Here is a 21,090-nt window from a genome sequence, read left to right on the forward strand (position 1 = left end):
ATGAAACCGAACCGGGGAGCACGGCTCTCACCGGTGGACACCACGTAGGTCACGGTGTGCGCACCGGCACAGCGAGCACCCCCGCGGACGACGGCCTTGTAATCCGCCCCGCGCGTGATCCGGTTTCCGCGCGCCAGCACAGAAGAGGCTGTGTCAGGCCGACAGCTCGGTGCGGCCCTTGCCGCGGCGAGCCGACAGGATGGCGCGACCCGCGCGGGTACGCATGCGGGCGCGGAAGCCGTGCTTCTTGGCGCGGCGGCGGTTGTTGGGCTGGAACGTGCGCTTGCTCATAGGGATCACTCCGGATCGGCGGTCACCGGAACGCTTCAGACCGGGGACACAGGGGTACAGGACTGCCCTCGCGGGCATAAGTCAACCGACTAAGGGTACGTCGCGATTTCCTGTAACTCAAACCGAAGCGATGGGAACCCGCAATTATCCACCGCTGTACACAGGCCCTGGCGGCGACACGCGGGCCGGAACTACAGTGGATTTGGCGCTCCCGACACCGCATGACTAGCGTGTCACGGGCAGTTATCCACAGCTATCCCCAGTTTGGCGCGTAGCTGTGTGGACAAGCATCGATCATCCGCGGGGGAACTCTTGGCTCAGCACGATCTCCCGGACGTACCGGTGTGGAACGCGGTCCTCGACCTGCTCGCCGACGATGACCGGGTCACCCCGCAGATGCAGGGCTTCCTGAGTCTCGCCGTCGCCCAGGGGGTCATGGGAGGAACGCTCTACCTCGACGTTCCGAACGACCTGACCGCGGCTCAGCTCAACAAGCGACTGCGTCAGCCCATCATGGAGGCCCTCGCTCACGTCCATGTCGAGCCCGGGGCCTCGAGCTACCGCATCGTCGTGAACCCCGAGCTCGCCGACGCTCACCTGACCGCGCCGATCCCGGTGCAGTCGGCGGCTGCGCCGGCTCCGCTGCGTCCCGCCGGCGAGGAGTACGTCGAGGCTCCCGTCTCGACGTCCCGCCACGACACGCGACTGAACCCGAAGTACACCTTCGACAACTTCGTCATCGGACAGTCGAACCGTTTCGCCCACGCAGCGGCCGTCGCCGTGGCAGAGGCTCCGGCCAAGGCCTACAACCCGCTGTTCATCTACGGCGACTCCGGACTCGGCAAGACGCACCTGCTCCATGCGATCGGCGACTACGCCCTCAACCTCTACACCGGCATCCGCGTCCGCTACGTCTCGAGTGAAGAGTTCACGAACGACTTCATCAACTCGATCGCGAACAACCGCGGATCCGCGTTCCAGGCGCGCTACCGCGAGGTCGACATCCTCCTGATCGACGACATCCAGTTCCTGCAGGGCCGCGCCGAGACACAGGAAGCGTTCTTCCACACCTTCAACACCCTCCACGACCACGACAAGCAGGTCGTGATCACAAGCGACGTCCCCCCTCGCCACCTCACCGGTTTCGAGGACCGCATGCGCAGCCGCTTCGAGTGGGGTCTGATCACCGACGTCCAGGCGCCGGACCTCGAGACCCGCATCGCGATCCTGCGGAAGAAGGCCCAGTCCGAGCGCCTCCTCGTACCCGACGACGTCCTGGAGTACATCGCCACCAAGGTGTCGTCGAACATCCGCGAGCTCGAGGGCGCCCTCATCCGCGTCTCGGCCTTCGCGAGCCTCAACCGTTCGAACCTCGACATCTCACTCGCGCAGACCGTGCTGCGCGACATCGTCGATCAGGATGACGCCAACGTCATCTCCCCCACCGACATCATCACCGCGACCGCACAGTACTTCCGCCTGTCCGTCGACGACCTGTACGGATCGAGCCGTTCGCAGGCGGTGGCCACCGCACGGCAGATCGCGATGTACCTCTGCCGCGAGCGCACGAGCCTGTCGTTGCCCAAGATCGGTCAGCTCTTCGGCAACCGCGACCACACGACGGTGATGTACGCGTACAAGAAGATCAGCGAGCTCATGAAGGAGCGCCGCTCGATCTACAACCAGGTCTCCGAGATCACATCGCAGCTCGGCCGTCGCTGAGCGCCCCTCGCTGAGCCCGTCCTACGGGCTCAGCTTGACAGCGCCCCGATGACGGCCCATCATGCCGTTCTGCACAGTGTGGAAAACCTGTGGATAACTTCGATTCCTCGTCGAACAGTTGTGAACGAATCACACATCCCCTGTGGATCGCGCCTCGGAGTCGCATCGACGCGCCTCGCCGTCCTCCCACGGTCATCCGCAGCCGGCTCACAAGTTACAAACGTGTGGTTCCCCTCTGCCGACTGGCATCGCTGGAGTTGTCCACAGTTTCCACAGCGGAGATGAAGAAGACAGTTACATCTAGAGAATTTGCGATTCGATCACCTCGACCCCGTCGGGGTCCGTCGACGGGGTGCTTCGGGAACCGCTCGACTTGGGCACTAGCATGGGAGAGCTTTCATCCACGACAAGGGAGCGCCAGTGAAGTTCCAGGTCAATCGCGACGTCTTCAGCGAGGCTGTGTCGTTCGTCGTGAAGCTCCTCCCCCAGCGCAACCCGCAGCCGATCCTCGCGGGTGTGCTGATCGAAGCCACCGATGCGGGTCTCTCGCTGTCGGCCTTCGACTACGAGGCATCCGCTCGCACGACGATCGAGGCGACCGTCGACGAGCCGGGCACGATCCTCGTACACGGACGTCTGCTGTCGGAGATCGCCAGCCGTCTGCCGAACGCGCCGATCCAGATCGCCGTCGATGACGAAGGGATCCTGCTCACCTGCGGGTCTGCGCGCTTCACGCTCGCATCGATGCCGGTGCAGGAATATCCCGCGATCCCCGAGGTCTCGGGCGAATCCGGTGTCGTCCCGGCTGAAGACTTCGCCACCGCGATCTCGCAGGTCGCCTTCGCGGCGTCGCGCGATGACGTGACCCCGGTACTGACGGGTGTGCAGCTCGAGGTGAGCGGCACCCAGCTGAGCCTGGTTGCCACCGACCGGTACCGCGTCGCTCTCCGCGATATCCCGTTCGACAGCGGCATCGTCGCCGACGAGAACACGACGACCGCGCTGGTACCGGCACGCACGCTGACCGAGGTCGGCAAGACGTTCGCCCATTCCGGTGACATCACGGTGTCGTTCTCGGGTTCGGGCGACCGCGAGATCATCGCGTTCACCGCTGGCAACAAGACCGTCACGTCGCTGCTGATCAAGGGCAACTTCCCCCCGGTCCGGCGGCTTTTCCCTGAGGCGACCGATCACCACGCCGTCGTGAACACCGGTGAGCTGATCGAGGCCGTGCGCCGTGTCGCACTCGTGCTCGACCGCTCGGCCCCGCTTCGTTTCACGTTCGGCGCCGACGGTGTCTCGATGGACGCGTCCGGCACCGAGCAGGCACGCGCGACCGAATCGGTCGATGCGACGCTGACGGGTGAGGAGGTCGTCATCGGCCTGAACCCGCAGTACCTGCTCGAAGCGCTCGCGGCGGTCAAGAGCGAGTTCACGCGCGTCACCTTCACGTCGAGTGAGAACGCCAACAAGCTCAGCCCGATCCTCATCACCCCGCAGACCTCGGGTGGCGTCGAATCGTTCAAGTACCTCCTGCAGCCGAACCTCCTCCTCCGCTGATCGTCCCGAGCGCGACCACCGCGGTGGGACTGTCGGAGACGAGAACTAGGGTGATCTGATGATCGTGGAGCAGTTGAGCCTGGTGGATTTCCGCAACTATGCGGCCGCCGAGCTCTCCCTCGCTCCCGGAGCGAACGTATTCGTCGGACGCAACGGCCAGGGCAAGACCAACCTCGCCGAGGCGATCGGATATTTCGCGACTCTCGGCTCCCACCGGGTGTCGCAGGATGCACCGATGGTGCGCGACGGTGCGGATGCCGCTTTCGTCCGGGCCCGACTGGCCCACGGGCAGCGCCGAGTTCAGCTCGAGGCCCAGCTCAATCGGTCGGGCTCGAACAAGGCGCGCGTCAACGGATCGCCGGTGCGAACCGCTGAGCTCCCCCGTTATGCGCAGGTGGTGCTCTTCGCCCCCGAGGATCTGCAGATCGTCCGCGGCGACCCGTCCGCCCGGCGTCGCTTCGCCGACCAGCTCCTCATCCAGCGCGCACCGCGTCTCGCCGGTGTCCTCGCCGACTACGACCGTGTGCTCAAGCAGCGCAACGCGCTGCTCAAATCGGCGCGGGCGCGCGGCATCCGAGGCGAGGGTCTTTCGACGCTCGAGGTCTGGGACGACAAGCTCGTCGCACTGGGCACCGACGTCATCCGTGCGCGTCTCCGACTCGCCGCTGAGCTCGCAGGCCCGGTCGCGCGCGCCTATGCCGCCATCGCCGGCGCCGATCACCGTCCCCAGCTCCAGTGGGCGCTCTCCGTCGGCGGCGCCGATCCCGAAGAGGACGACTCCCCCGCCGACGCGGGCGTAGCCGACGCAGCCGCGATCGAGCAGCTCTTCCGCACGGCCCTCGCCGACCGTCGCAGCGCAGAGCTCGACCGCGGGATCACTCTCGTCGGGCCGCACCGCGACGACCTGATCCTCCGCATCCGCGATCTGCCCGTGAAGGGCTACGCCTCGCACGGAGAGTCGTGGTCGGTCGCGTTGTCGCTCCGGCTCGCGTCGGCAGAGCTGCTGCGCGCCGAGTCCGCCCTCGGTGACCCGATCGTCATCCTCGACGACGTGTTCGCCGAGCTCGACGCCGACCGTCGCGCCCGACTGGCCGGGATCGTCGCCGATTACGAGCAGGTGATCGTGACGGCCGCGGTCGCCGAAGACGTCCCTCTCGCTCTGCGCGCCCGTACCGTGCGAGTCGAGGCGGGAACACTCCATGAGGACGACGATGCTTCCTCCTGACGAGGCGCCCGAGACGATCTCCACGTACCTCCGCCTGCGCGGGCTCGAGCCGTCGGGTCGGTGGAAGAAGCGTCGCAGGCAGCGGTCCGATGACGATGAGAATCAGCCGTTCACCTCGGGGCGTGACCCGAAGGGACTCGGCGACGTGATCGCCGACCTCACACGCCAGGCCGGATGGGACGCCCAGCTCTCGCGCGAAGACCTCGTGCTGCGGTGGGCGGAGGTCGCCGGCGAGGAGACCGCGCGTCATGCGTCGCCGGTGGCGCTGTCCGACGGCGTGCTCACCGTGCAGTGCGACTCGACGGCGTGGGCGAAGAACCTCCATCTCATGCGCACGGTCATCACCACGCAGCTCGTGAAAGCGTTCCCACAGTCGGGAGTGCAGTCGGTGCGTTTTGTGGGCCCGGACGTCCCCTCCTGGAAATGGGGCCCCAGAGCCGTTCCAGGCCGTGGCCCTCGCGATACCTACGGTTGAGCCACGTCCCCAGTCGTCGAATCCGACTTTCGCTCGCCATACGGGCGCTGAGCGCCGCGTGAGAGCGCCCGAAAGGGTAGACTGGACGGGACTGACCGAACCGATGTGGAGCGCTCGAAACCTATGACGTCTCAGAATCCCGACAGCGTTCCCGAAGACCCCGAAACCCCCGACACGGCTGAAGTGACCTCCACCAAGGTCCCCAACGAGTACGGCGCCGACGCGATCCAGGTGCTCGAAGGCCTCGAGGCGGTTCGGAAGCGTCCGGGAATGTACATCGGATCCACCGGTGAGCGCGGCCTGCACCACCTCGTCTACGAGATCGTCGACAACGCGGTCGACGAGGCGCTGGCCGGCTACTGCGACACGATCCACGTGACGATCCTCGAAGATGGCGGCCTGCGCGTCGTCGACAACGGCCGCGGCATCCCGGTCGATCCGCACGCGTCCGACCCGACGAAGTCGACCGTCGAGGTCGTGCTCACCGTGCTGCACGCCGGGGGAAAGTTCGGCGGCGGCGGCTATGCGGTTTCGGGTGGACTCCACGGCGTCGGATCGTCGGTCGTCAACGCTCTGTCCACGCGCTTCGAGGTCGAGATCAAGCGACAGGGCTCGGTGTGGCGTCAGACGTTCGCCGATGGCGGCAAGCCCCAGGCCCCGCTGGCGAAGGGCGAGGACAGCGAAGCCACCGGTACGACGGTCACCTTCTGGCCCGACGGTGACATCTTCGAGACGACCTCGTTCGACTACGACACGCTTCGCACGCGGTTCCAGCAGACGGCGTTCCTCAACAAGGGCCTCCGCATCACGCTCACCGACGAGCGTCCCGAGGCGTCCGTGGTCGTCGACCTCGACGAGGGCGGATCCGAGTCGCAGCAGCGTCACGACGACTTCCTCTACGAGCGCGGGCTCGTCGACTACGTGGAGTATCTGAACAAGCTGCGCAAGAGCGAGGTCGTCAACGACGAGATCATCGAGATCGAGTCCGAAGACACCGTGCGCCACATCTCGCTCGAGCTCGCGATGCAGTGGACGACGAGCTACACCGAGAACGTCTTCACCTTCGCGAACACGATCAACACCCACGAGGGCGGCACGCACGAAGAGGGCTTCCGCGCCGCGCTGACCACGCGTGTCAACGCATATGCGCGCGACAAGGGCCTCCTCAAGGAGAAGGACGACAACCTCACGGGCGACGACATCCGCGAGGGTCTCACCGCGGTCATCTCCGTCAAGCTGTCCGAGCCCCAGTTCGAGGGTCAGACCAAGACGAAGCTCGGCAACACCGAGGCGAAGGCGTTCGTCCAGAAGATCGTCGGCGATCAGCTCACCGACTGGCTCGACCGCAACCCCGCTCAGGCCAAGCGCGTCATCATGAAGGCCGTGGATGCCGCTACCGCGCGTCTCGCCGCGCGCAAGGCGCGCGAGACGGCCCGCCGGAAGAGCGTCTTCGAATCGGCATCCATGCCCGACAAGCTCAAGGACTGCACGAGCAAGGATCCGTCGATCTCCGAGATCTTCCTCGTCGAGGGTGACTCCGCCGGTGGTTCCGCCGTGCGGGGTCGCGACCCCGAGACGCAGGCGATCCTGTCGCTGCGCGGCAAGGTGCTCAACGTCGAGAAGGCGCGGCTCGACCGTGCTCTGGGCAACAACGAGATCCAGGCGATCATCTCGGCGTTCGGTACCGGCATCGGCGAGGACTTCGCCGTCGAGAAGGCGCGGTACCACAAGATCGTCCTGATGGCCGACGCCGACGTCGACGGTCAGCACATCACGACGCTGCTGCTGACGCTTCTCTTCCGCTACATGCGCGGGCTCATCGAAGCCGGCTACGTCTACCTCGCGATGCCGCCGCTTTACCGCCTCAAGTGGACCAACGCGGATCACGAGTACGTGTTCAGCGACAAGGAGCGCGACGCGCTGCTCGCCGACGGCCTCGCCAACGGCAAGCGCATCCCGAAGGAGTCGGGTATCCAGCGCTACAAGGGTCTCGGTGAGATGAACCCGAAGGAGCTGTGGGAGACGACGATGGACCACAGCACCCGCACCCTGCGCCAGGTGACGATCGACGACGCAGCCGCTGCCGACGAGATCTTCTCGGTGCTCATGGGTGAAGACGTCGAGTCTCGCCGCACCTTCATCCAGCGCAACGCCAAGGACGTCCGCTTCCTCGACATCTGATCGAGCCGAGCGACATCGAGAAACTGAGAACGCATGTCTGACGAAGAACGTCCCGACCTCACTCCTGCCCACAACCACGGCAACATCGACCAGGTCGACCTCCAGGTCGAGATGCAGCGGAGCTACCTCGACTACGCGATGAGCGTCATCGTGGGGCGCGCGCTGCCTCGCGTCGAGGACGGCCTCAAGCCCGTCCACCGCCGTGTCATCTACGGCATGTACGACGGTGGATACCGTCCCGACAAGAGCTACTCGAAGTGCGCCCGCGTCGTGGGCGAGGTCATGGGTCAGTACCACCCGCACGGCGACAGCGCGATCTACGACGCCCTCGTGCGCCTCGTGCAGCCGTGGTCGCTGCGCTACCCGCTCGCCGACGGTCAGGGCAACTTCGGCTCGCCCGGCAACCAGGGTGCTGCTGCCCCCCGCTACACCGAGACCAAGATGGCGGCCCTCGCGATGGAGATGGTCCGCGACATCGACGAGGACACCGTCGATTTCGAGGACAACTACGACGGCAAGACCCAGGAGCCGGTCGTCCTGCCCTCGCGCTTCCCGAACCTGCTGGTCAACGGTTCGGTCGGCATCGCCGTCGGCATGGCCACGAACATCCCCCCGCACAACCTGCGCGAGGTCGCCGAAGGCGCGCTGTGGTCGCTCGAGAACCCGGAGGCGTCGCGCGAGGAGCTGCTCGAAGCGCTCATGTCGCGCATCCACGGCCCCGACTTCCCCACGGGCGCGCAGATCCTCGGTACGAAGGGCATCCGCGAGGCCTATCGCACCGGGCGTGGCTCGATCACGATGCGTGCCGTCATCGAGGTCGAGGAGATCCAGGGCCGCAACTGCCTCGTGATCACCGAGTTGCCCTATCAGGTGAACCCCGACAACGTCGCGCTGAAGATCCGCGACCTCGCGCGTGACGGCAAGATCACCGGCATCGCCGACATCCGCGACGAGACGAGCGACCGCACCGGCCAGCGCCTCGTGGTGGTGCTCAAGCGCGACGCCGTCGCGAAGGTCGTGCTGAACAATCTGTACAAGCACACGCAGCTGCAGGAGAACTTCGGCGCCAACATGCTGGCGATCGTCGACGGTGTGCCCCGCACGCTCCCCCTCGATGGCTTCATCTCGCACTGGATCACCCACCAGATCGAGGTCATCGTCCGCCGCACGCGCTACCGCCTGAACGAGGCCGAGAAGCGCATGCACATCCTGCGCGGCTACCTCAAGGCGCTCGACGCCCTCGACGAGGTCATCGCCCTCATCCGCCGCTCCCCCACGGTCGATGAAGCGCGCGAGGGCCTCAAGAGCCTGCTCGACATCGACGAGGTGCAGGCCGACGCGATCCTGTCGATGCAGCTGCGCCGCCTGGCGGCGCTCGAGCGTCAGAAGATCATCGACGAGGCGACCGAGCTCGAGCTGAAGATCGCCGACCTCAACGACATCCTCGCGACCCCGGCGCGCCAGCGGTCGATCATCGCCGAGGAGCTCACCGCGATCGTCGACAAGTACGGCGACGAGCGGCGCACCCACATCCTCCACGGGTTCGACGGCGACATGTCGATGGAAGACCTCATTCCGGAAGAGGAGATGGTGGTCACCGTCACCCGTGACGGCTACATCAAGCGCACGCGCAGCGACAACTACCGTTCGCAGCACCGCGGCGGCAAGGGCGTCAAGGGCGCGCAGCTGCGCGCGGATGACGTCGTCGAGCACTTCTTCGTCACGACGACGCACCACTGGCTGCTGTTCTTCACGACGAAGGGCCGCGTGTACCGCACCAAGGCGTACGAGCTGCCCGAGGCCGGCCGCGACGCGAAGGGTCAGCACGTCGCGAACCTCCTCGCTCTGCAGCCGGGCGAGGAGATCGCCCAGATCCTCGACATCCGCGACTACTCCGCAGCCCAGTACCTCGTGCTCGCGACCCGCGACGGCAAGGTCAAGAAGACGGCGCTCACCGAGTACGACACGAACCGTCAGGGCGGTGTCATCGCGATCCGGCTCCGTGGCCAGGACGATGAGACCGGCGGCGACGAACTGGTCAGCGCTCTCCTCGTCGATGAGGGCGACGACCTTCTGCTCATCACACGCAAGGGCATGTCGCTCCGCTTCTCGGCCACCGACGACGCACTGCGTCCGATGGGTCGTTCGACCGAGGGCGTGAAGGGCATGTCGTTCCGCGAGGACGACAGCCTGCTCTCGGCGTCCGTTGTGCGGGACGAGGGCTACGTGTTCGTCGTCACCGACGGCGGCTACGCCAAGCGCACCTCGGTCGACCAGTACCGCACTCAGAGCCGCGGGGGTCTGGGCATCAAGGTGGCCAAACTGAACGACGATCGAGGGGTCCTCGCGGGCGGTCTCATCGTGTCGGAGACCGACGAGGTCCTCGTGGTTCTTGCCAGCGGCAAGGTGGTACGCTCCTCCGTGGCCGAGGTCCCGGCCAAGGGTCGCGACACCATGGGCGTCGTTTTCGCTCGGTTCGGTGACGACGACCGCATCCTCGCCATCGCCCGGAACGGCGAGCGAGGACTGACCGAAGACGCGGCATCCGAGGATGCCCCCGCCCCGGATGCACCCCCGTCCGCGGATACCGAAGAGAGTGGTTCTGACGCATGAGCACGGTCGCCGACAAACTCGCCAAGAAATCCACGAGCAAGACCAGCGCCAAGCAGGTGCGCCTGCGCCTCGTCTACGTCGACTTCTGGTCGGCCGTGAAGCTGTCGTTCCTCGCAGCTGTGGCCTTGGCGATCGTCACGGTCGTCGCCACCTTCCTCGTCTTCATGGTGCTCAGCACCACCGGTCTCATCGACCGGGTGGACGAGCTGTTCGTGGCGTTCTCGAACGGTGACTTCTCGATCAAGCAGTTCCTGAACCTGCCGCAGGTCATGGCCTTCGCGGCCGTCGTGGCCATCCTCAATCTCATCGTCATCACGGTGCTCGGCGCGGTCGTCGCCGGCATCTACAACGTGATGGTCAAGGTCACCGGCGGGCTGCTCGTCGGCTTCACCTCCAATTAGTAGATTCCCGATTCATCGGGTAAAGTCTTGGAGGCTGCCGGCGCGTGAAGCGCGTCGGTACGGGGCTATAGCTCAGGCGGTTAGAGCGCTTCACTGATAATGAAGAGGTCCCAGGTTCAAGTCCTGGTAGCCCCACCCCGAATCCCTCGGGGCCTTAGCTCAGCTGGTAGAGCGCCTGCTTTGCAAGCAGGATGTCAGGAGTTCGAATCTCCTAGGCTCCACAGACGAGAAGCCGGGTATCCGTTCAGAACGGATACCCGGTTTCGCTGTGTTCGCGCTGGTGTCAGCGGGTGAGCAGCCTCAAGCCGTACGCCTGCAGGATCTCGTTGACCGGCTGGAAATAGGTCGTTCCTCCGGTGCTGCAGTTGCCCGAGCCACCGGACGTGACGCCCTGCGCCTGGTTTCCGGCGAGCAGCGAGCCGCCCGAGTCGCCGCGCTCGGCGCAGACGGACGTGCGGATGAGGCCCGACACCGTGCCCTCCGAGTAGCGCACACTGCTGTTGTAGGCCTGCACTTGGCCGCAATGCCAGCCGGTCGTGGAACCGGAGCGGCAGACCGTCGCACCCACCGCCGCAGGAGTGGAGCCGGAGACGGCGACAGCGCCACCGGCGTAGTCCGAGACCGTCCCGACGGGGGTGTGCGAGGGCGTCGCGACCCAGGCGTAGTCATCGCCGGGGAAGCTCGAGCCACGGAACGTGCCGTAGTTCGTCGACGCGCCCGCTCGCCCGCAGTGACCGGCGGTCACGAACCCGCCCTCGACCGCGAACCCGACGGAGCAGCGAGACGTTCCGTTGATCGTGTAGGCGATCCCGCCCTGAATCGTCGCGAACGTCTCGGGGGCCTCGGCGGTGGTCTCCACGCGCACTGCGTCGGCCGGGGCGCCGATCTGCGCGGCGACCTCGGATGCCGCCGTGTCGCCGAGGGCCTCGACGACGACCTGATTCGTGGTCACGTCGATCCACCACGAGGTGACGTCCGCATCGGTGACGATCTCGGCCAGACGAGCGGAGATCGCTTCCAGGTCATCGATCGAGTACGCGACCTCGACGGGAACGGCCCCCGCGCTTTCGGCGGCGTGCCGAGCGTCGGTGGTCGTCACTGCGGTGTAGACGGTCCGCGTCGACTCGTCGAGCCAGGAGCCCGCGTAGGCTGCCCCGGTCTCGTCGGCGACTGTTGCGGTCGTGGCGTTCGCGGTGTCCTGGAACGCCAGGACGTCGAGGGCTCCGGCAGTGTCGGTGCCGAGCTCTTCAGCCATCGCAGAGAGCAGGCCAGGATCAACCTGCCCGGCCCCGTCGTCTGGGCTGGGCGTCTGCGCAGATGCCGGAGCGGTCATGATGCTCGTGAATGCCAGGCTCAGGGCGGCGATGCCCAGGGCCGAACGGGTCGGTGATCTCATGGGATGTCCTTCCATCGGGGGGAATGAATGGTGGGTACCCACTGGCATCAAAGCAGCCCCAGGGCGATTTGCGAAGGCCCCGTCGCGAAACTTGGACGGAATGTAACAAGCCTCGCAACAATCGAAGAAAATCAGGCGTGCGTGTGGTCGGCTCTCGTCGCGCGTGCCGTGTCCGACCCCGTGGTGATCCCATCCATCACCACAGTCACGACATCCTCGGCCAGCGTCGGCGTCACCGGCAGGTGTCCGAACAGCATCCGGTAGTAGATCGGCGCTGCGAGCATATCGAGGATGAGCGGGACGTCGATGTCGGCCCGGATGTCGCCGCGCTCGATACCTCGCCGCAGCGCAGCTTCGCTGGAGGCCCGGCGCGGGTGGAACAGCCTGTCGAAGAACTCCTTCTCGAGCTCGGGATCGAGAGCGAGGTCCGCCACGAGCGCCGGCAGAACCGACCGCCCGATCTCGTCGCCGAACGACGGGCTGAGGGAGCCGATTCCCTCGATGAGATCGCACCGGGTGCAGCCGGTGTCGGGAGTGGGTGCCGCGCCCAGTCGATCCAGGAGCGCGCTGACGATGAGGTGCTGTCGCGACCGCCACCGCCGACGCAGCGCCGGGGTGTTCGTGCCCGCGCGTGCGGCGACGTCTTCGAGCGTCAAGCCGCTGTAACCGCGCTCGGAGAGGACGTCGAGCGTCGCGCGGCGGATCGCCTCGTCGATACGCGGATCGCGGGGCCGGCCTCGACCGGGGCGGTTGCCGTGGCCGTCGTCTGTCGTCGGGACCATGACGCAACGGTACCGGTTTAAATTATGTTCTACTATCGAATGTATTACGGCGTCGAAGGGATGAGACATGACGGAAGACCGGGGGAGTCGAGTCGGAGTCCTCGACGACCGACACCGCGCGCTGACAGCGGGCATCCTGCTCTCCGTGGGCATGGTCGCGTTCGAGTCGCTCGGCGTCGCGACCGTGCTGCCGGTGATCGCGCGCGATCTCGATGGACTCGCTGCCTACGGGTGGGGGCTCTCGGCGCTCATGCTCGCGAACATCATGGGCACCGTCGGCGCGGGCCACATGGCGGATCGCCGAGGAGTGTCACGTCCCCTGATGATCGGCATGCTCGTGTTCCTCGCGGGCTGCGTGATCGCGGGTGCCGTCGGATCATGGCCGCTCTTCCTGGTGGGTCGGGTGGTCCAGGGAATCGGCGTCGGTGCGGTGATGGCCGCGAGCTACACCGTCATCGGGCGCGCATACCCGGAAGTGCTGCGAGGCCAGATGTTCGCGCTGTTGTCATCGGCGTGGACGATTCCCTCGCTCGTCGGGCCACTGCTGGCGGGGCTCGCCGCCGACCTCGTGGGCTGGCGTTGGGTGTTCGTTGCCATGGTGCCGCTGATCGTCGCCGCGATGGCGCTCACGCTTCCGCGCCTGCGCCGGATGACGGATGCCGGACCGGGCCGCGCCGAAACGGCTTCGGATGGGGGAGTGCGGTGGTGGCGCGGGCCCCTGGCCAGTTCGCTCCTGCTCACGCTGGGAACCGCGCTTCTGCTCCAGGCTCTCCTGTTCGGGAACCTCGCGCTGACGGCGGCCGGTGTGATCGTCGGCCTTCTGGTCGCGCTTTCGTCGTTCCGTCGAGTCACGCCCGAGGGAACTCTGTCGGCGCGCCCGGGTCTCGGCGCGGGCGTCATCGTGCGCCTGCTGCTCAGCGGCGCCTACTTCGGCAGCGAGGCGTTCCTGCCGCTGGCTTTCCAGGAACTGCGAGGGCAGACGCCGGCGGCGGCGGGGCTGGCGCTCTCCGCGGGCGCGCTGACCTGGGTGGCGGGCTCTCTGCTCCAGGCCCGGTGGGACCGTCGCCATCAGGGGCGCCGCCGCTCGAGGGCCGTCGCGATGGGAGCGATCATCCTGCTGCTGGGCACCCTGACGATCGCCGTCACCGCCCTCGTCGACGCGGTTCCCGCCTGGATCGCGATCGCCGGCTGGGCCGTCGGTGGACTGGGGATGGGTATCGCCTTCAATGCGTCGACGACGGACACGATGGAGCAGGCGGCCGAAGGGCAGCAGGGACAGGTGAGCAGCGCGCTGCAGCTGGCGCAGACCCTCGCCACCGCCCTCGTCGCGGGCATCGGCGGCGCGATCGTCGCGTCGGCGACGGGAGCCGCCGACCGCCTGCCGGCCGCGATCGCCACCGTGTTCGCGGCGACCGCCGCTCTCGCGGCCATCACCATCGTGCTCGCCGGTCGGCTACGGCCCGCCGCTCGGTGACGGGGCTGGGTCAGCGCGATCGCTGCTCGGTGATGTCGGCGACGGTCGCGCCGTACGCGGCGACCAGGGCATCGGCGTCGACGAACAGGCTGTAACCGTGCGCACCGGCACCCATCGCGATCCGTCGACCCACGATCGACGAATCGGCGAAGACCGGCCAGTCGTGGGTACTGCCGATCGGCACGATCGTGCCGCGCTCGTAGCCGGTCGCCGCGAGGGCGAGCTCGGGCTCGGGTAGCCGGAGCTTGTTCACGCCGACGAGGGCGCGGAGCTTCGGCCACGAGATCACCCGATCGCCGGGGACGAGCGCGAACAGGTACGTGTCGTCGCTGCGCTTGACGACGAGGGTCTTCACGATGTCGTCGGGCTCGAGTCCGAGGAGCGCGGCAGCCTCGTCGAGGCTGCGCGCGTCGGGGCGCGGGCGTACGACGACATCGAGCCCACGCTCGGCCGCTGCGAGGCGGACACGAGACGTGGGCTCGAGATCTTCGGTCATCCGATTCAGGCGTCGGGAGCGCGCAGCGGGTCGTCGGCAACCCACAGCTCGTCGTCGGCGCGCAGCGTCTGCCATGCGGCGTACAGCACGCCGGCTGCAGCGGCCACACCGAGGATCAGAGCGATGACGCCACCGGCGCCGCGCTTCTTCTTCGGCTCGGGGAGCGAGGCGCGCGACTGGATCTTCTTGGTCGCCTTCTTGCCGTACTTAGCGGCCTTCTTCTTCACCGACGACAGATCGAGGTCGACGCCGCGGCCATGGGCGAGGCGACCACGGGTGTCGTTCGCCGCATCCCACACCGACAGGGCGCCGCCCACGACGGCACCGGCGGCCGGAATGAGGGCACCGTTGTAGACCTTGCGGGTCGCGCGAACACTCTTGTCGACGTACGGCGCGGCGTACTGCTCATAGGTGTTCTGGACGGCGGGCTTGACGTGCTCGCGGTTGTAGTGGCCCAGCTGGTGGCCGGCGTCGCGTGCGACTTTGGCGGCCTCTCCCATCAGGACCTGCTGCGACTCCCACAGGGTGTTCGCCTGCTTCTGGAGCTTGCGGAGTTGCTTCTTGCGCTTGCGGCTGAGGCTCACGTGGGCCCTCCCTGCATCGTGGGACGTTTTCCCTCATCTTGCCAGAGTGCGCTCCAGCCAGCAGGGCATTGACAGGTGCGAGAATGGCACACATGCCTCAGCACACTGCAGTAGCGACGATCCACACCAACCACGGCGACATCGTCGTCAACCTTTTCGGCGACCAGGCCCCCCGCACGGTGAAGAACTTCATCGGCCTCTCGGACGGTTCGCAGGAGTGGACCGACCCCGCGACGGGCCGGCCCGGTGAGGGCCCCCTCTACACGAACGTCATCTTCCACCGCATCATCCCGAACTTCATGATCCAGGGCGGCGACCCGCTCGGACAGGGCATCGGCGGCCCCGGCTACAACTTCGACGACGAGATCAGCCCCGAGCTGGATTTCCAGAAGCCCTACATCCTCGCCATGGCGAACGCGGGTCTGCGCCGCAACGCGATCACCGGCAAGGCCGAGGGCACGAACGGGTCGCAGTTCTTCATCACGACCGACCCCACCCCGTGGCTCCAGGGCAAGCACACCATCTTCGGTGAGGTGGCGGATGACGCGTCGCGTCAGGTCGTCGACACGATCGCCGCGGTGAAGACCGGCGCACAGGACCGTCCGGTCGACGCCGTCGTCATCTCGTCGATCGACGTCGCGGCGGTCTGAGCGCTACGTGAGCGCGTCCGAGCTGCGGAGCAATCCCGACAACTTCTGTTACCGGCATCCCGACCGGCAGAGCTTCGTGCTCTGCCAACGGTGCCTGCGCACCATCTGCGCGGAATGCCAGACGCAGATGCCCGTCGGTGTGATCTGCCCCGAATGTCTGCGTGATCAGCAGAAGAGCTCGGGCGCGCCACGTCCCCGCCGCGCACCGCGCATCCTCCGCGCGGTGCGCTCCGACGACTCGCGCCCGCTGGCCACCTACGCGATCATCGGCGTGACGTTCTTCGCCTTCGTCGTCGGGCTCATCCCGGGCGCGGGGCTGATGGTGAAGCAGGCGCTCGCGCTCATCCCGCCTCTGCTCTACCCGTCGTTCACAGGATCATTCGAGCCGTGGCGCCTGTTCACGGTGCTGCTGGTGCACAGCGGATTCTGGCACGTCGGGCTCAACATGCTCGCGCTCTGGATGCTGGGGCGCAGCCTTGAACCGATGCTCGGACGCGGTCGCTTCGTGTGGCTCTATCTGCTCAGCGGCCTCGGGGGATCCGTCGCCGTCGTGCTGTTCGGCTTCACGTCGGCTGTCGTCGGAGCCTCGGGTGCCATCTTCGGCCTCTTCGGCGCCTTGCTCGTGATCGGTCGCCATATCGGGGCGAACATCACCGGTATCGCCGTCGTCCTCGGCATCAATCTCGTCATCACCTTCTTGCCGCTTCTCACGAGCGGGCTCGGTGGCGGTGGCGGTGTCCAGATCTCATGGCAGGCGCACGTGGGCGGCCTCGCGGTGGGCGCGCTGGTCGGACTCATCTATGCGCGCACGCGCACGATCCGCCGTCAGCGCCTGCAGATCTGGCTGCTCGGCGCCACAGCCGTCGGGCTGATCGCCCTGCTCGCGGTGCCGCTCGCGCTGTACTGACGAAAGTTATCCACAGGTCTATCCCCAGGTGGGGATGGAATCACACCGGTGTGATTCACCCCATGTGGATGGCGCTCAGCGCCACCGCGTGGTCATGAGGAATCCCACGAAGGCGATGCCGAAACCGATCACCAGGTTCCACCCGCCGATGCCGGGCACGGGCAGCGTGGAGCTGCTGAGGTAGAAGACGAGCACCCACACGAGTCCGATGAGCATCAGCCCCAGCATGATCGGCTTGAACCAGACCGGGTTAGGTGCGTCATCTGCGGGGCGTCGCTCCACGGTCGGGTCGTCGTGGTCGCTCGAAGATGCCATGGGAGAATCCTAGCCGCCGGACCCCGGGTCTCCCCGGCTCCGCCGGTCAGGTCTCCCACAGGCCGCCGTGGGAGAGTGGGAACGTGCTCCGCTCCGGTGATGGCATGCCGAATCGAGAGGGGCCGACATGCCCGCATGGTGGGAACAGGTCGTACACGCATTCACCGGTCGAGTGAGGCGGCACGACGATCTTCCTGATCTGCGACAGCTACCGTCTCGCGCGGTGAGACTGGAGCGCACCCACTATCTCGTGAACGACCGGGAGCGTCAGACCCGTCGCCCGCGTACCTACGTTCTGCGCACCGAGGTCGACGCGTCTCGCGGACGCGGCAACGTCGCCGTCTTCTCGAACGGTCGCGGCGTCGGGTATCTGCCCGAGCCGGTCGCGGCCGAGATGCATCCTCTGCTCGACCACATCGGCGGCGCGGCCGTGGTGAACGGCGCCGGCGTCAGAACCGGTAGCATCCGGCTTTGGATAGATCTCCCGACCCCGGGTTCGGTCCGCGGGCTCGTCGATGCCGATACCGCGAACCGGGATACGGCGAGCGAGCACGCCGAACCGCAGAAGCGATCCGAAACGCGTCGGCAACGATTCACCCGGTTCACCCGCCCGTCGGTGGTCGGGTGAAATGGAGGTCTTCTCTGCGACCACCCCCAGGGCCGAAGGATAAACTCGGCGATTGTGGAGAGCACCCGTACGTCGACCAGACGCTCACGTCGCTCGCAGTCGCGCCCGCGACGTCGTGTGAGCGTCATCAGCGTGTTCGGTGAGCTCCTTCTCACGGCCGGCGTCGTGATGCTGCTCTTCGTGAGCTGGCAGATGTGGTTCGGCGACATGATCATCGGCTCGCAGAAACAGGCCGAGGCGCAGGCGCTCTCGCAGCAGTGGCAGGCACAGGCACAGGCACAGGAGTCGCCCACGCCCAGCGAGACTCCCGCAGGCGATCCCGAGACTCCCGGCCCCGCCGCCATCCCGGTTCTCGCCGAGCCCGAGCAGGGCGCCGAGTTCGGCGTCATGTACATCCCGCGTTTCGGCCCCGACTGGCAGTTCACGATCGCGAACGGCACGGGGAAGAAGGCGATCCTCGACAAGGGACACATCGGTCATTACGAGGGATCGGCGATGCCGGGCGCGGACGGCAACATGGCCGTCGCGGCACACCGATGGACCTCCGGTGCTCCCTTCGACCCCGTCGACCGCCTCGTGGTCGGCGATGCGATCGTCATCCAGACCCAGGACGGCTGGTACACCTACCGCTTCCGCAACGTCGAGTACGTGCAGGACACCGCGATCGAAGTGCTCAACCCTGTTCCGCAGCAGGTCGACCTCAGCGCCAACGGCAAGTACCTCACCCTGACGAGCTGCGCGCCGAAGCTCAACATGCTCGAACGCATCATCTCGTACGCGGTGTTCGAAGAGTTCACCCCGACGTCGGCGGGTCCGCCGGCATCGCTGACAGAGGGAGCCCCCGCCTGATGTACGGAGCATTGTGGCGAGTTCTGCCCGGTCCCTGGTGGCTCCGGGTCGTCTTCCTCCTCATTCTCGCGGCCGCCGTCGTCTACGCGCTGTTCTTCTGGGTGTTCCCCGCCGTCGCGCCGTTCTTCGCCCCCGGCGAGGAGTCGACGGTCGGGTGACCGCCGTTCTCGTGATCGACAATCACGACAGCTTCATCCACACTCTCGTCGGGTATCTCCACGAGCTCGGGGCCGAGACCGAGATGGTGGAATCGGATGCCGTGGCCGATCTGTCGCGCGCGATCGCGGGCTTCGACGGCATCCTCGTCTCACCCGGCCCGGGGACCCCCGAGGGCGCCGGCGCCTCGATCGACGTCGTGCGCGCGGCGGCGGCATCCGCGATCCCCTTACTCGGGGTGTGTCTCGGGCATCAAGCCATCGCGGTCGCGTTCGGTGCGACCGTGACGGAAGCGCCGGAACTCATGCACGGCATGACCTCTGACGTTCGGCATGACGGGTCATTCCTCTTCGAAGGGGTGCCCACGACGTTCACGGCAGGCAGGTATCACTCGCTTGCGGTGCATGCGGAGACCGTCCCCGACGAGCTGCGGGTGACCGCTCGGACTGCGGGCGGCACGGTCATGGCGATCGCACATCGTGACGCGCCGATCGTCGGTGTGCAGTTCCACCCCGAGTCCGTGTTGACCGACGGCGGCTATCGGATGCTCGGCAACTGGCTCGAGTCGGCAGGGCTAGCGGGCGCGGCACTACGCGGCGCGCGGTTGCATCCGCATCGGAGGTGAGTCCTCAGCTTCCGGTGCAGACCCGGAGTGTGACGGTCGACCCGATCGGCACTTCTCCCGGCGCGAGCGACTGCGATGAGACGGTTCGTCCTCCCGCGGCCGCGGCGCAGCCCGGGTCTTCGACCACCTCGGGCACCAGTTGCCGTGACTCCTGCTGCAGCTCGCGCTCGGCGGCCTCGACCGTGTATCCGGTGAGATCGACGAGAGTCACGGTGCCGCTCGCGACGACGAGGTTGACCGACGACCCCATGGCGAGCGCAGAGCCCTCCGGCGCCGAGGCCTCGATGACCGTGCCGGCAGGCAGGGTCGGGTCGTTGCGCGAGCGTACGGTGCCCAGTTGCAGACCGGCACGCTGCAGCGCTTCGGTCGCCTCCGTGCGAGAGAGGTTCTGCAAGGGCGGGACCGTGGCCATCTCCTGACCCGTCGACACGTACACCGTCACACGCTGTCCGGGAGACAGGGTGATGCCGGCGGCGGGCTCGGTGTCGATGACGTCGCCCGCCGGTACCGTGTCGTCGCTGCGGTCTGAGCGGACGGGATTCAGCTCGGCTTCCGCGATGAGGTTCTCCGCGAGGTCCCACGACTTGCCGGCGACTTCGGGCACGACGCGCGACGTGCTGGGGACGGTCGTGCCCGCGTCGCGGAAGGCCAGCACCCAGATGAGCACCGCGATGAGCAGCGCCGCGAGCACCGCGACGCCGGCCCAGATCCAGCTGACCGGGGGACCGGACTGCGTCCGCCGCATGGTGTTGTCGGTGCTGAGCTGACGAAGCGAGCGTGCCGTCTCGGCTGCATGTCGCGGGTCGGGTCCGTAGAGCTCGCTAGCGAGCGCGCCCATCTGACGCTTCGTCGGCTGTTTGCCGCCGACGGCCTGCTCGAGGGCGGCCCGGAACTCCGTGGCGTCTTGGAACCGCTGGAAGGGGCTCTTCGCGAGGGCCCGCAGCACGACGGCATCCAGCGCGCGCGGCACCTCGTCGGAGATCTCCGACGGCGGCAGCGGCGCCTCGCTGACGTGCTGGTAGGCGACGGCCACGGGCGTCTCGCCGCGGAAGGGCGCGCGCCCGGTCAGCAGCTCGTAGAGAACGACGCCGGTCGAGTAGAGGTCGGCGCGCGCGTCGACCGGCTCGCCCTTGGCCTGCTCGGGAGAGAAGTAGGCGGCCGTGCCGATGATCGCGGTCGTCTCGGCGACCGTCGACGACGAGTCGGACACTGCGCGTGCGATGCCGAAATCCATCACCTTCACGGCCCCCGCGTCGGTGATCATGACGTTCCCGGGCTTGATGTCGCGGTGAACGACCCCGGCGCGGTGCGAGTACTCGAGGGCCTCGAGGATGCCGTCGACGTAGCGCACCGCATCCGCCTCGGCGATGGGCCCGGCGTCGACCATGTCTTTGAGCAGGCGTCCGGTCACGAGCTCCATGACGATGTACGGCACCGAATGCTCGCTGCCGTCCGGGTCGGTCTCGGTGTCCTCACCCGCGTCGAACACCCGCACGATCGACGGGTGCGCCATGCGCGACGCCGCCTGTGCCTCGAGCCTGAACCGCATGCGGAAGCCCGCGTCGTCGGCCAGCTCGCGCTTGAGCACCTTGATGGCAACGTCTCGCCCGAGGGTGACGTCGTACCCTCGATACACGCTCGCCATGCCGCCGCGCCCGATGGGCTCGTCGATGCGGTAGCGCCCTGACAGCACACGTTGCTCTGCCGACACGTCACTCCCTGCGTTCGACTCGTACTCGGATGTTGGACTCATGGTCGAA

General features: G+C 67.1%; 21 protein-coding genes and 2 tRNA genes. 16 read left to right on the forward strand and 7 right to left on the reverse strand.

Annotated features, from left to right (window positions below):
* Positions 1-153: 153 nt before the first annotated feature.
* Complete coding sequence (gene rpmH / locus QUC20_RS00005) at positions 154-291, reverse strand: 50S ribosomal protein L34 (protein WP_036304730.1); 138 nt, start codon at positions 289-291, stop codon at positions 154-156.
* Positions 292-687: 396 nt separating this feature from the next.
* Here rpmH and dnaA point away from each other — a divergent pair, with 396 nt between their 5' ends.
* The 9 genes from dnaA (at position 688) to QUC20_RS00050 (ending at position 10,689) form a co-directional block, all read left to right on the forward strand.
* Complete coding sequence (gene dnaA, locus QUC20_RS00010) at positions 688-2,013, forward strand: chromosomal replication initiator protein DnaA (RefSeq protein WP_396652164.1); 1,326 nt, start codon at positions 688-690, stop codon at positions 2,011-2,013.
* 420 nt (positions 2,014-2,433) lie between these two features.
* Complete coding sequence (gene dnaN, locus QUC20_RS00015) at positions 2,434-3,573, forward strand: DNA polymerase III subunit beta (protein WP_120263922.1); 1,140 nt, start codon at positions 2,434-2,436, stop codon at positions 3,571-3,573.
* Positions 3,574-3,631: 58 nt separating this feature from the next.
* Positions 3,632-4,798, forward strand: a complete 1,167-nt coding sequence (recF, locus tag QUC20_RS00020) for a DNA replication/repair protein RecF (RefSeq protein WP_120263921.1) — start codon at positions 3,632-3,634, stop codon at positions 4,796-4,798.
* Positions 4,785-5,273 (forward strand): DciA family protein, encoded by a 489-nt coding sequence (locus tag QUC20_RS00025; RefSeq protein WP_120263920.1) that lies wholly within the window; start codon positions 4,785-4,787, stop codon positions 5,271-5,273. The genes recF and QUC20_RS00025 overlap by 14 nt, the downstream gene beginning before the upstream one ends.
* A gap of 123 nt (positions 5,274-5,396) precedes the next feature.
* Positions 5,397-7,454 (forward strand): DNA topoisomerase (ATP-hydrolyzing) subunit B, encoded by a 2,058-nt coding sequence (gene gyrB, locus QUC20_RS00030; protein WP_120263919.1) that lies wholly within the window; start codon positions 5,397-5,399, stop codon positions 7,452-7,454.
* Positions 7,455-7,487: 33 nt separating this feature from the next.
* Positions 7,488-10,067: a DNA gyrase subunit A gene (gyrA, locus tag QUC20_RS00035; RefSeq protein WP_120263918.1), complete on the forward strand. Its 2,580-nt coding sequence runs from the start codon at positions 7,488-7,490 to the stop codon at positions 10,065-10,067.
* Complete coding sequence (locus QUC20_RS00040) at positions 10,064-10,468, forward strand: DUF3566 domain-containing protein (protein ID WP_023953427.1); 405 nt, start codon at positions 10,064-10,066, stop codon at positions 10,466-10,468. Before gyrA ends, QUC20_RS00040 begins: the two co-directional genes overlap by 4 nt.
* A gap of 61 nt (positions 10,469-10,529) precedes the next feature.
* Positions 10,530-10,603: transfer RNA gene (locus tag QUC20_RS00045), tRNA-Ile, on the forward strand.
* A 13-nt stretch (positions 10,604-10,616) separates the two neighbouring features.
* Positions 10,617-10,689: transfer RNA gene (locus QUC20_RS00050), tRNA-Ala, on the forward strand.
* Positions 10,690-10,751: 62 nt separating this feature from the next.
* On the opposite strand, the gene QUC20_RS00055 is transcribed toward QUC20_RS00050, so the two are convergent.
* Positions 10,752-11,864 carry a S1 family peptidase gene (locus QUC20_RS00055; protein ID WP_289330520.1) on the reverse strand — a complete coding sequence of 371 codons (1,113 nt, stop codon included), beginning with the start codon at positions 11,862-11,864 and terminating at the stop codon, positions 10,752-10,754.
* 131 nt (positions 11,865-11,995) lie between these two features.
* Entirely contained in the window at positions 11,996-12,646 is a 651-nt protein-coding gene (locus QUC20_RS00060) for a TetR/AcrR family transcriptional regulator (protein ID WP_289330521.1), read from the reverse strand.
* 67 nt (positions 12,647-12,713) lie between these two features.
* Between QUC20_RS00060 and QUC20_RS00065 the strand changes: the two genes are divergently transcribed.
* The gene (locus QUC20_RS00065; protein ID WP_289330522.1) at positions 12,714-14,120 is read left to right on the forward strand and encodes an MFS transporter; all 1,407 of its coding nucleotides are present in this window, start codon (positions 12,714-12,716) and stop codon (positions 14,118-14,120) included.
* Positions 14,121-14,130: 10 nt separating this feature from the next.
* Here QUC20_RS00065 and QUC20_RS00070 read toward each other — a convergent pair whose 3' ends face one another.
* Together QUC20_RS00070 and QUC20_RS00075 are read right to left on the reverse strand one after the other, a co-directional pair.
* A complete protein-coding gene (locus QUC20_RS00070; RefSeq protein ID WP_289330523.1) occupies positions 14,131-14,616 on the reverse strand; it encodes an aminoacyl-tRNA deacylase in 486 nt (161 codons plus the stop codon).
* A 5-nt stretch (positions 14,617-14,621) separates the two neighbouring features.
* Positions 14,622-15,200 carry a DNA helicase gene (locus QUC20_RS00075; protein ID WP_120263913.1) on the reverse strand — a complete coding sequence of 193 codons (579 nt, stop codon included), beginning with the start codon at positions 15,198-15,200 and terminating at the stop codon, positions 14,622-14,624.
* Between the two features lie 92 nt (positions 15,201-15,292).
* Between QUC20_RS00075 and QUC20_RS00080 the strand changes: the two genes are divergently transcribed.
* Together QUC20_RS00080 and QUC20_RS00085 are read left to right on the forward strand one after the other, a co-directional pair.
* Positions 15,293-15,850 carry a peptidylprolyl isomerase gene (locus tag QUC20_RS00080; protein ID WP_434543648.1) on the forward strand — a complete coding sequence of 186 codons (558 nt, stop codon included), beginning with the start codon at positions 15,293-15,295 and terminating at the stop codon, positions 15,848-15,850.
* Between the two features lie 7 nt (positions 15,851-15,857).
* Complete coding sequence (locus QUC20_RS00085; RefSeq protein WP_289330525.1) at positions 15,858-16,757, forward strand: rhomboid family intramembrane serine protease; 900 nt, start codon at positions 15,858-15,860, stop codon at positions 16,755-16,757.
* A gap of 75 nt (positions 16,758-16,832) precedes the next feature.
* Here QUC20_RS00085 and QUC20_RS00090 read toward each other — a convergent pair whose 3' ends face one another.
* Positions 16,833-17,072, reverse strand: coding sequence for a cell division protein CrgA (locus tag QUC20_RS00090; protein WP_120263910.1), 240 nt, complete (start codon positions 17,070-17,072; stop codon positions 16,833-16,835).
* Positions 17,073-17,295: 223 nt separating this feature from the next.
* Between QUC20_RS00090 and QUC20_RS00095 the strand changes: the two genes are divergently transcribed.
* The 4 genes from QUC20_RS00095 (at position 17,296) to QUC20_RS00110 (ending at position 19,330) form a co-directional block, all read left to right on the forward strand.
* Complete coding sequence (locus QUC20_RS00095; RefSeq protein ID WP_289330526.1) at positions 17,296-17,700, forward strand: hypothetical protein; 405 nt, start codon at positions 17,296-17,298, stop codon at positions 17,698-17,700.
* Between the two features lie 117 nt (positions 17,701-17,817).
* Entirely contained in the window at positions 17,818-18,549 is a 732-nt protein-coding gene (locus QUC20_RS00100; protein ID WP_259455295.1) for a class E sortase, read from the forward strand.
* The gene (locus QUC20_RS00105) at positions 18,549-18,707 is read left to right on the forward strand and encodes a hypothetical protein (RefSeq protein WP_183045331.1); all 159 of its coding nucleotides are present in this window, start codon (positions 18,549-18,551) and stop codon (positions 18,705-18,707) included. The genes QUC20_RS00100 and QUC20_RS00105 overlap by 1 nt, the downstream gene beginning before the upstream one ends.
* Positions 18,704-19,330 (forward strand): anthranilate synthase component II, encoded by a 627-nt coding sequence (locus QUC20_RS00110; RefSeq protein WP_289330527.1) that lies wholly within the window; start codon positions 18,704-18,706, stop codon positions 19,328-19,330. The genes QUC20_RS00105 and QUC20_RS00110 overlap by 4 nt, the downstream gene beginning before the upstream one ends.
* Positions 19,331-19,334: 4 nt before the next feature.
* Here the strand turns inward: QUC20_RS00110 and pknB are convergent, their stop codons facing one another.
* Positions 19,335-21,083 (reverse strand): Stk1 family PASTA domain-containing Ser/Thr kinase, encoded by a 1,749-nt coding sequence (gene pknB / locus QUC20_RS00115; RefSeq protein ID WP_289330528.1) that lies wholly within the window; start codon positions 21,081-21,083, stop codon positions 19,335-19,337.
* Positions 21,084-21,090 lie beyond the last annotated feature (7 nt).

Source organism: Microbacterium arborescens (genome assembly GCF_030369635.1).
Lineage (GTDB): Bacteria > Actinomycetota > Actinomycetes > Actinomycetales > Microbacteriaceae > Microbacterium.

Bases quoted from the DNA above. Each gene is read 5' to 3' on its own strand.
- QUC20_RS00060 (WP_289330521.1), bottom strand. From the start codon at position 12,646: ATGGTCCCGACGACAGACGACGGCCACGGCAACCGCCCCGGTCGAGGC.
- QUC20_RS00065 (WP_289330522.1), top strand. From the start codon at position 12,714: ATGACGGAAGACCGGGGGAGTCGAGTCGGAGTCCTCGACGACCGACAC.
- QUC20_RS00070 (WP_289330523.1), bottom strand. From the start codon at position 14,616: ATGACCGAAGATCTCGAGCCCACGTCTCGTGTCCGCCTCGCAGCGGCC.
- dnaA (WP_396652164.1), top strand. From the start codon at position 688: ATGCAGGGCTTCCTGAGTCTCGCCGTCGCCCAGGGGGTCATGGGAGGA.
- rpmH (WP_036304730.1), bottom strand. From the start codon at position 291: ATGAGCAAGCGCACGTTCCAGCCCAACAACCGCCGCCGCGCCAAGAAG.
- QUC20_RS00080 (WP_434543648.1), top strand. From the start codon at position 15,293: ATGCCTCAGCACACTGCAGTAGCGACGATCCACACCAACCACGGCGAC.
- gyrA (WP_120263918.1), top strand. From the start codon at position 7,488: ATGTCTGACGAAGAACGTCCCGACCTCACTCCTGCCCACAACCACGGC.
- gyrB (WP_120263919.1), top strand. From the start codon at position 5,397: ATGACGTCTCAGAATCCCGACAGCGTTCCCGAAGACCCCGAAACCCCC.
- recF (WP_120263921.1), top strand. From the start codon at position 3,632: ATGATCGTGGAGCAGTTGAGCCTGGTGGATTTCCGCAACTATGCGGCC.
- QUC20_RS00055 (WP_289330520.1), bottom strand. From the start codon at position 11,864: ATGAGATCACCGACCCGTTCGGCCCTGGGCATCGCCGCCCTGAGCCTG.
- pknB (WP_289330528.1), bottom strand. From the start codon at position 21,083: ATGAGTCCAACATCCGAGTACGAGTCGAACGCAGGGAGTGACGTGTCG.
- QUC20_RS00090 (WP_120263910.1), bottom strand. From the start codon at position 17,072: ATGGCATCTTCGAGCGACCACGACGACCCGACCGTGGAGCGACGCCCC.
- QUC20_RS00040 (WP_023953427.1), top strand. From the start codon at position 10,064: ATGAGCACGGTCGCCGACAAACTCGCCAAGAAATCCACGAGCAAGACC.
- QUC20_RS00105 (WP_183045331.1), top strand. From the start codon at position 18,549: ATGTACGGAGCATTGTGGCGAGTTCTGCCCGGTCCCTGGTGGCTCCGG.
- QUC20_RS00025 (WP_120263920.1), top strand. From the start codon at position 4,785: ATGCTTCCTCCTGACGAGGCGCCCGAGACGATCTCCACGTACCTCCGC.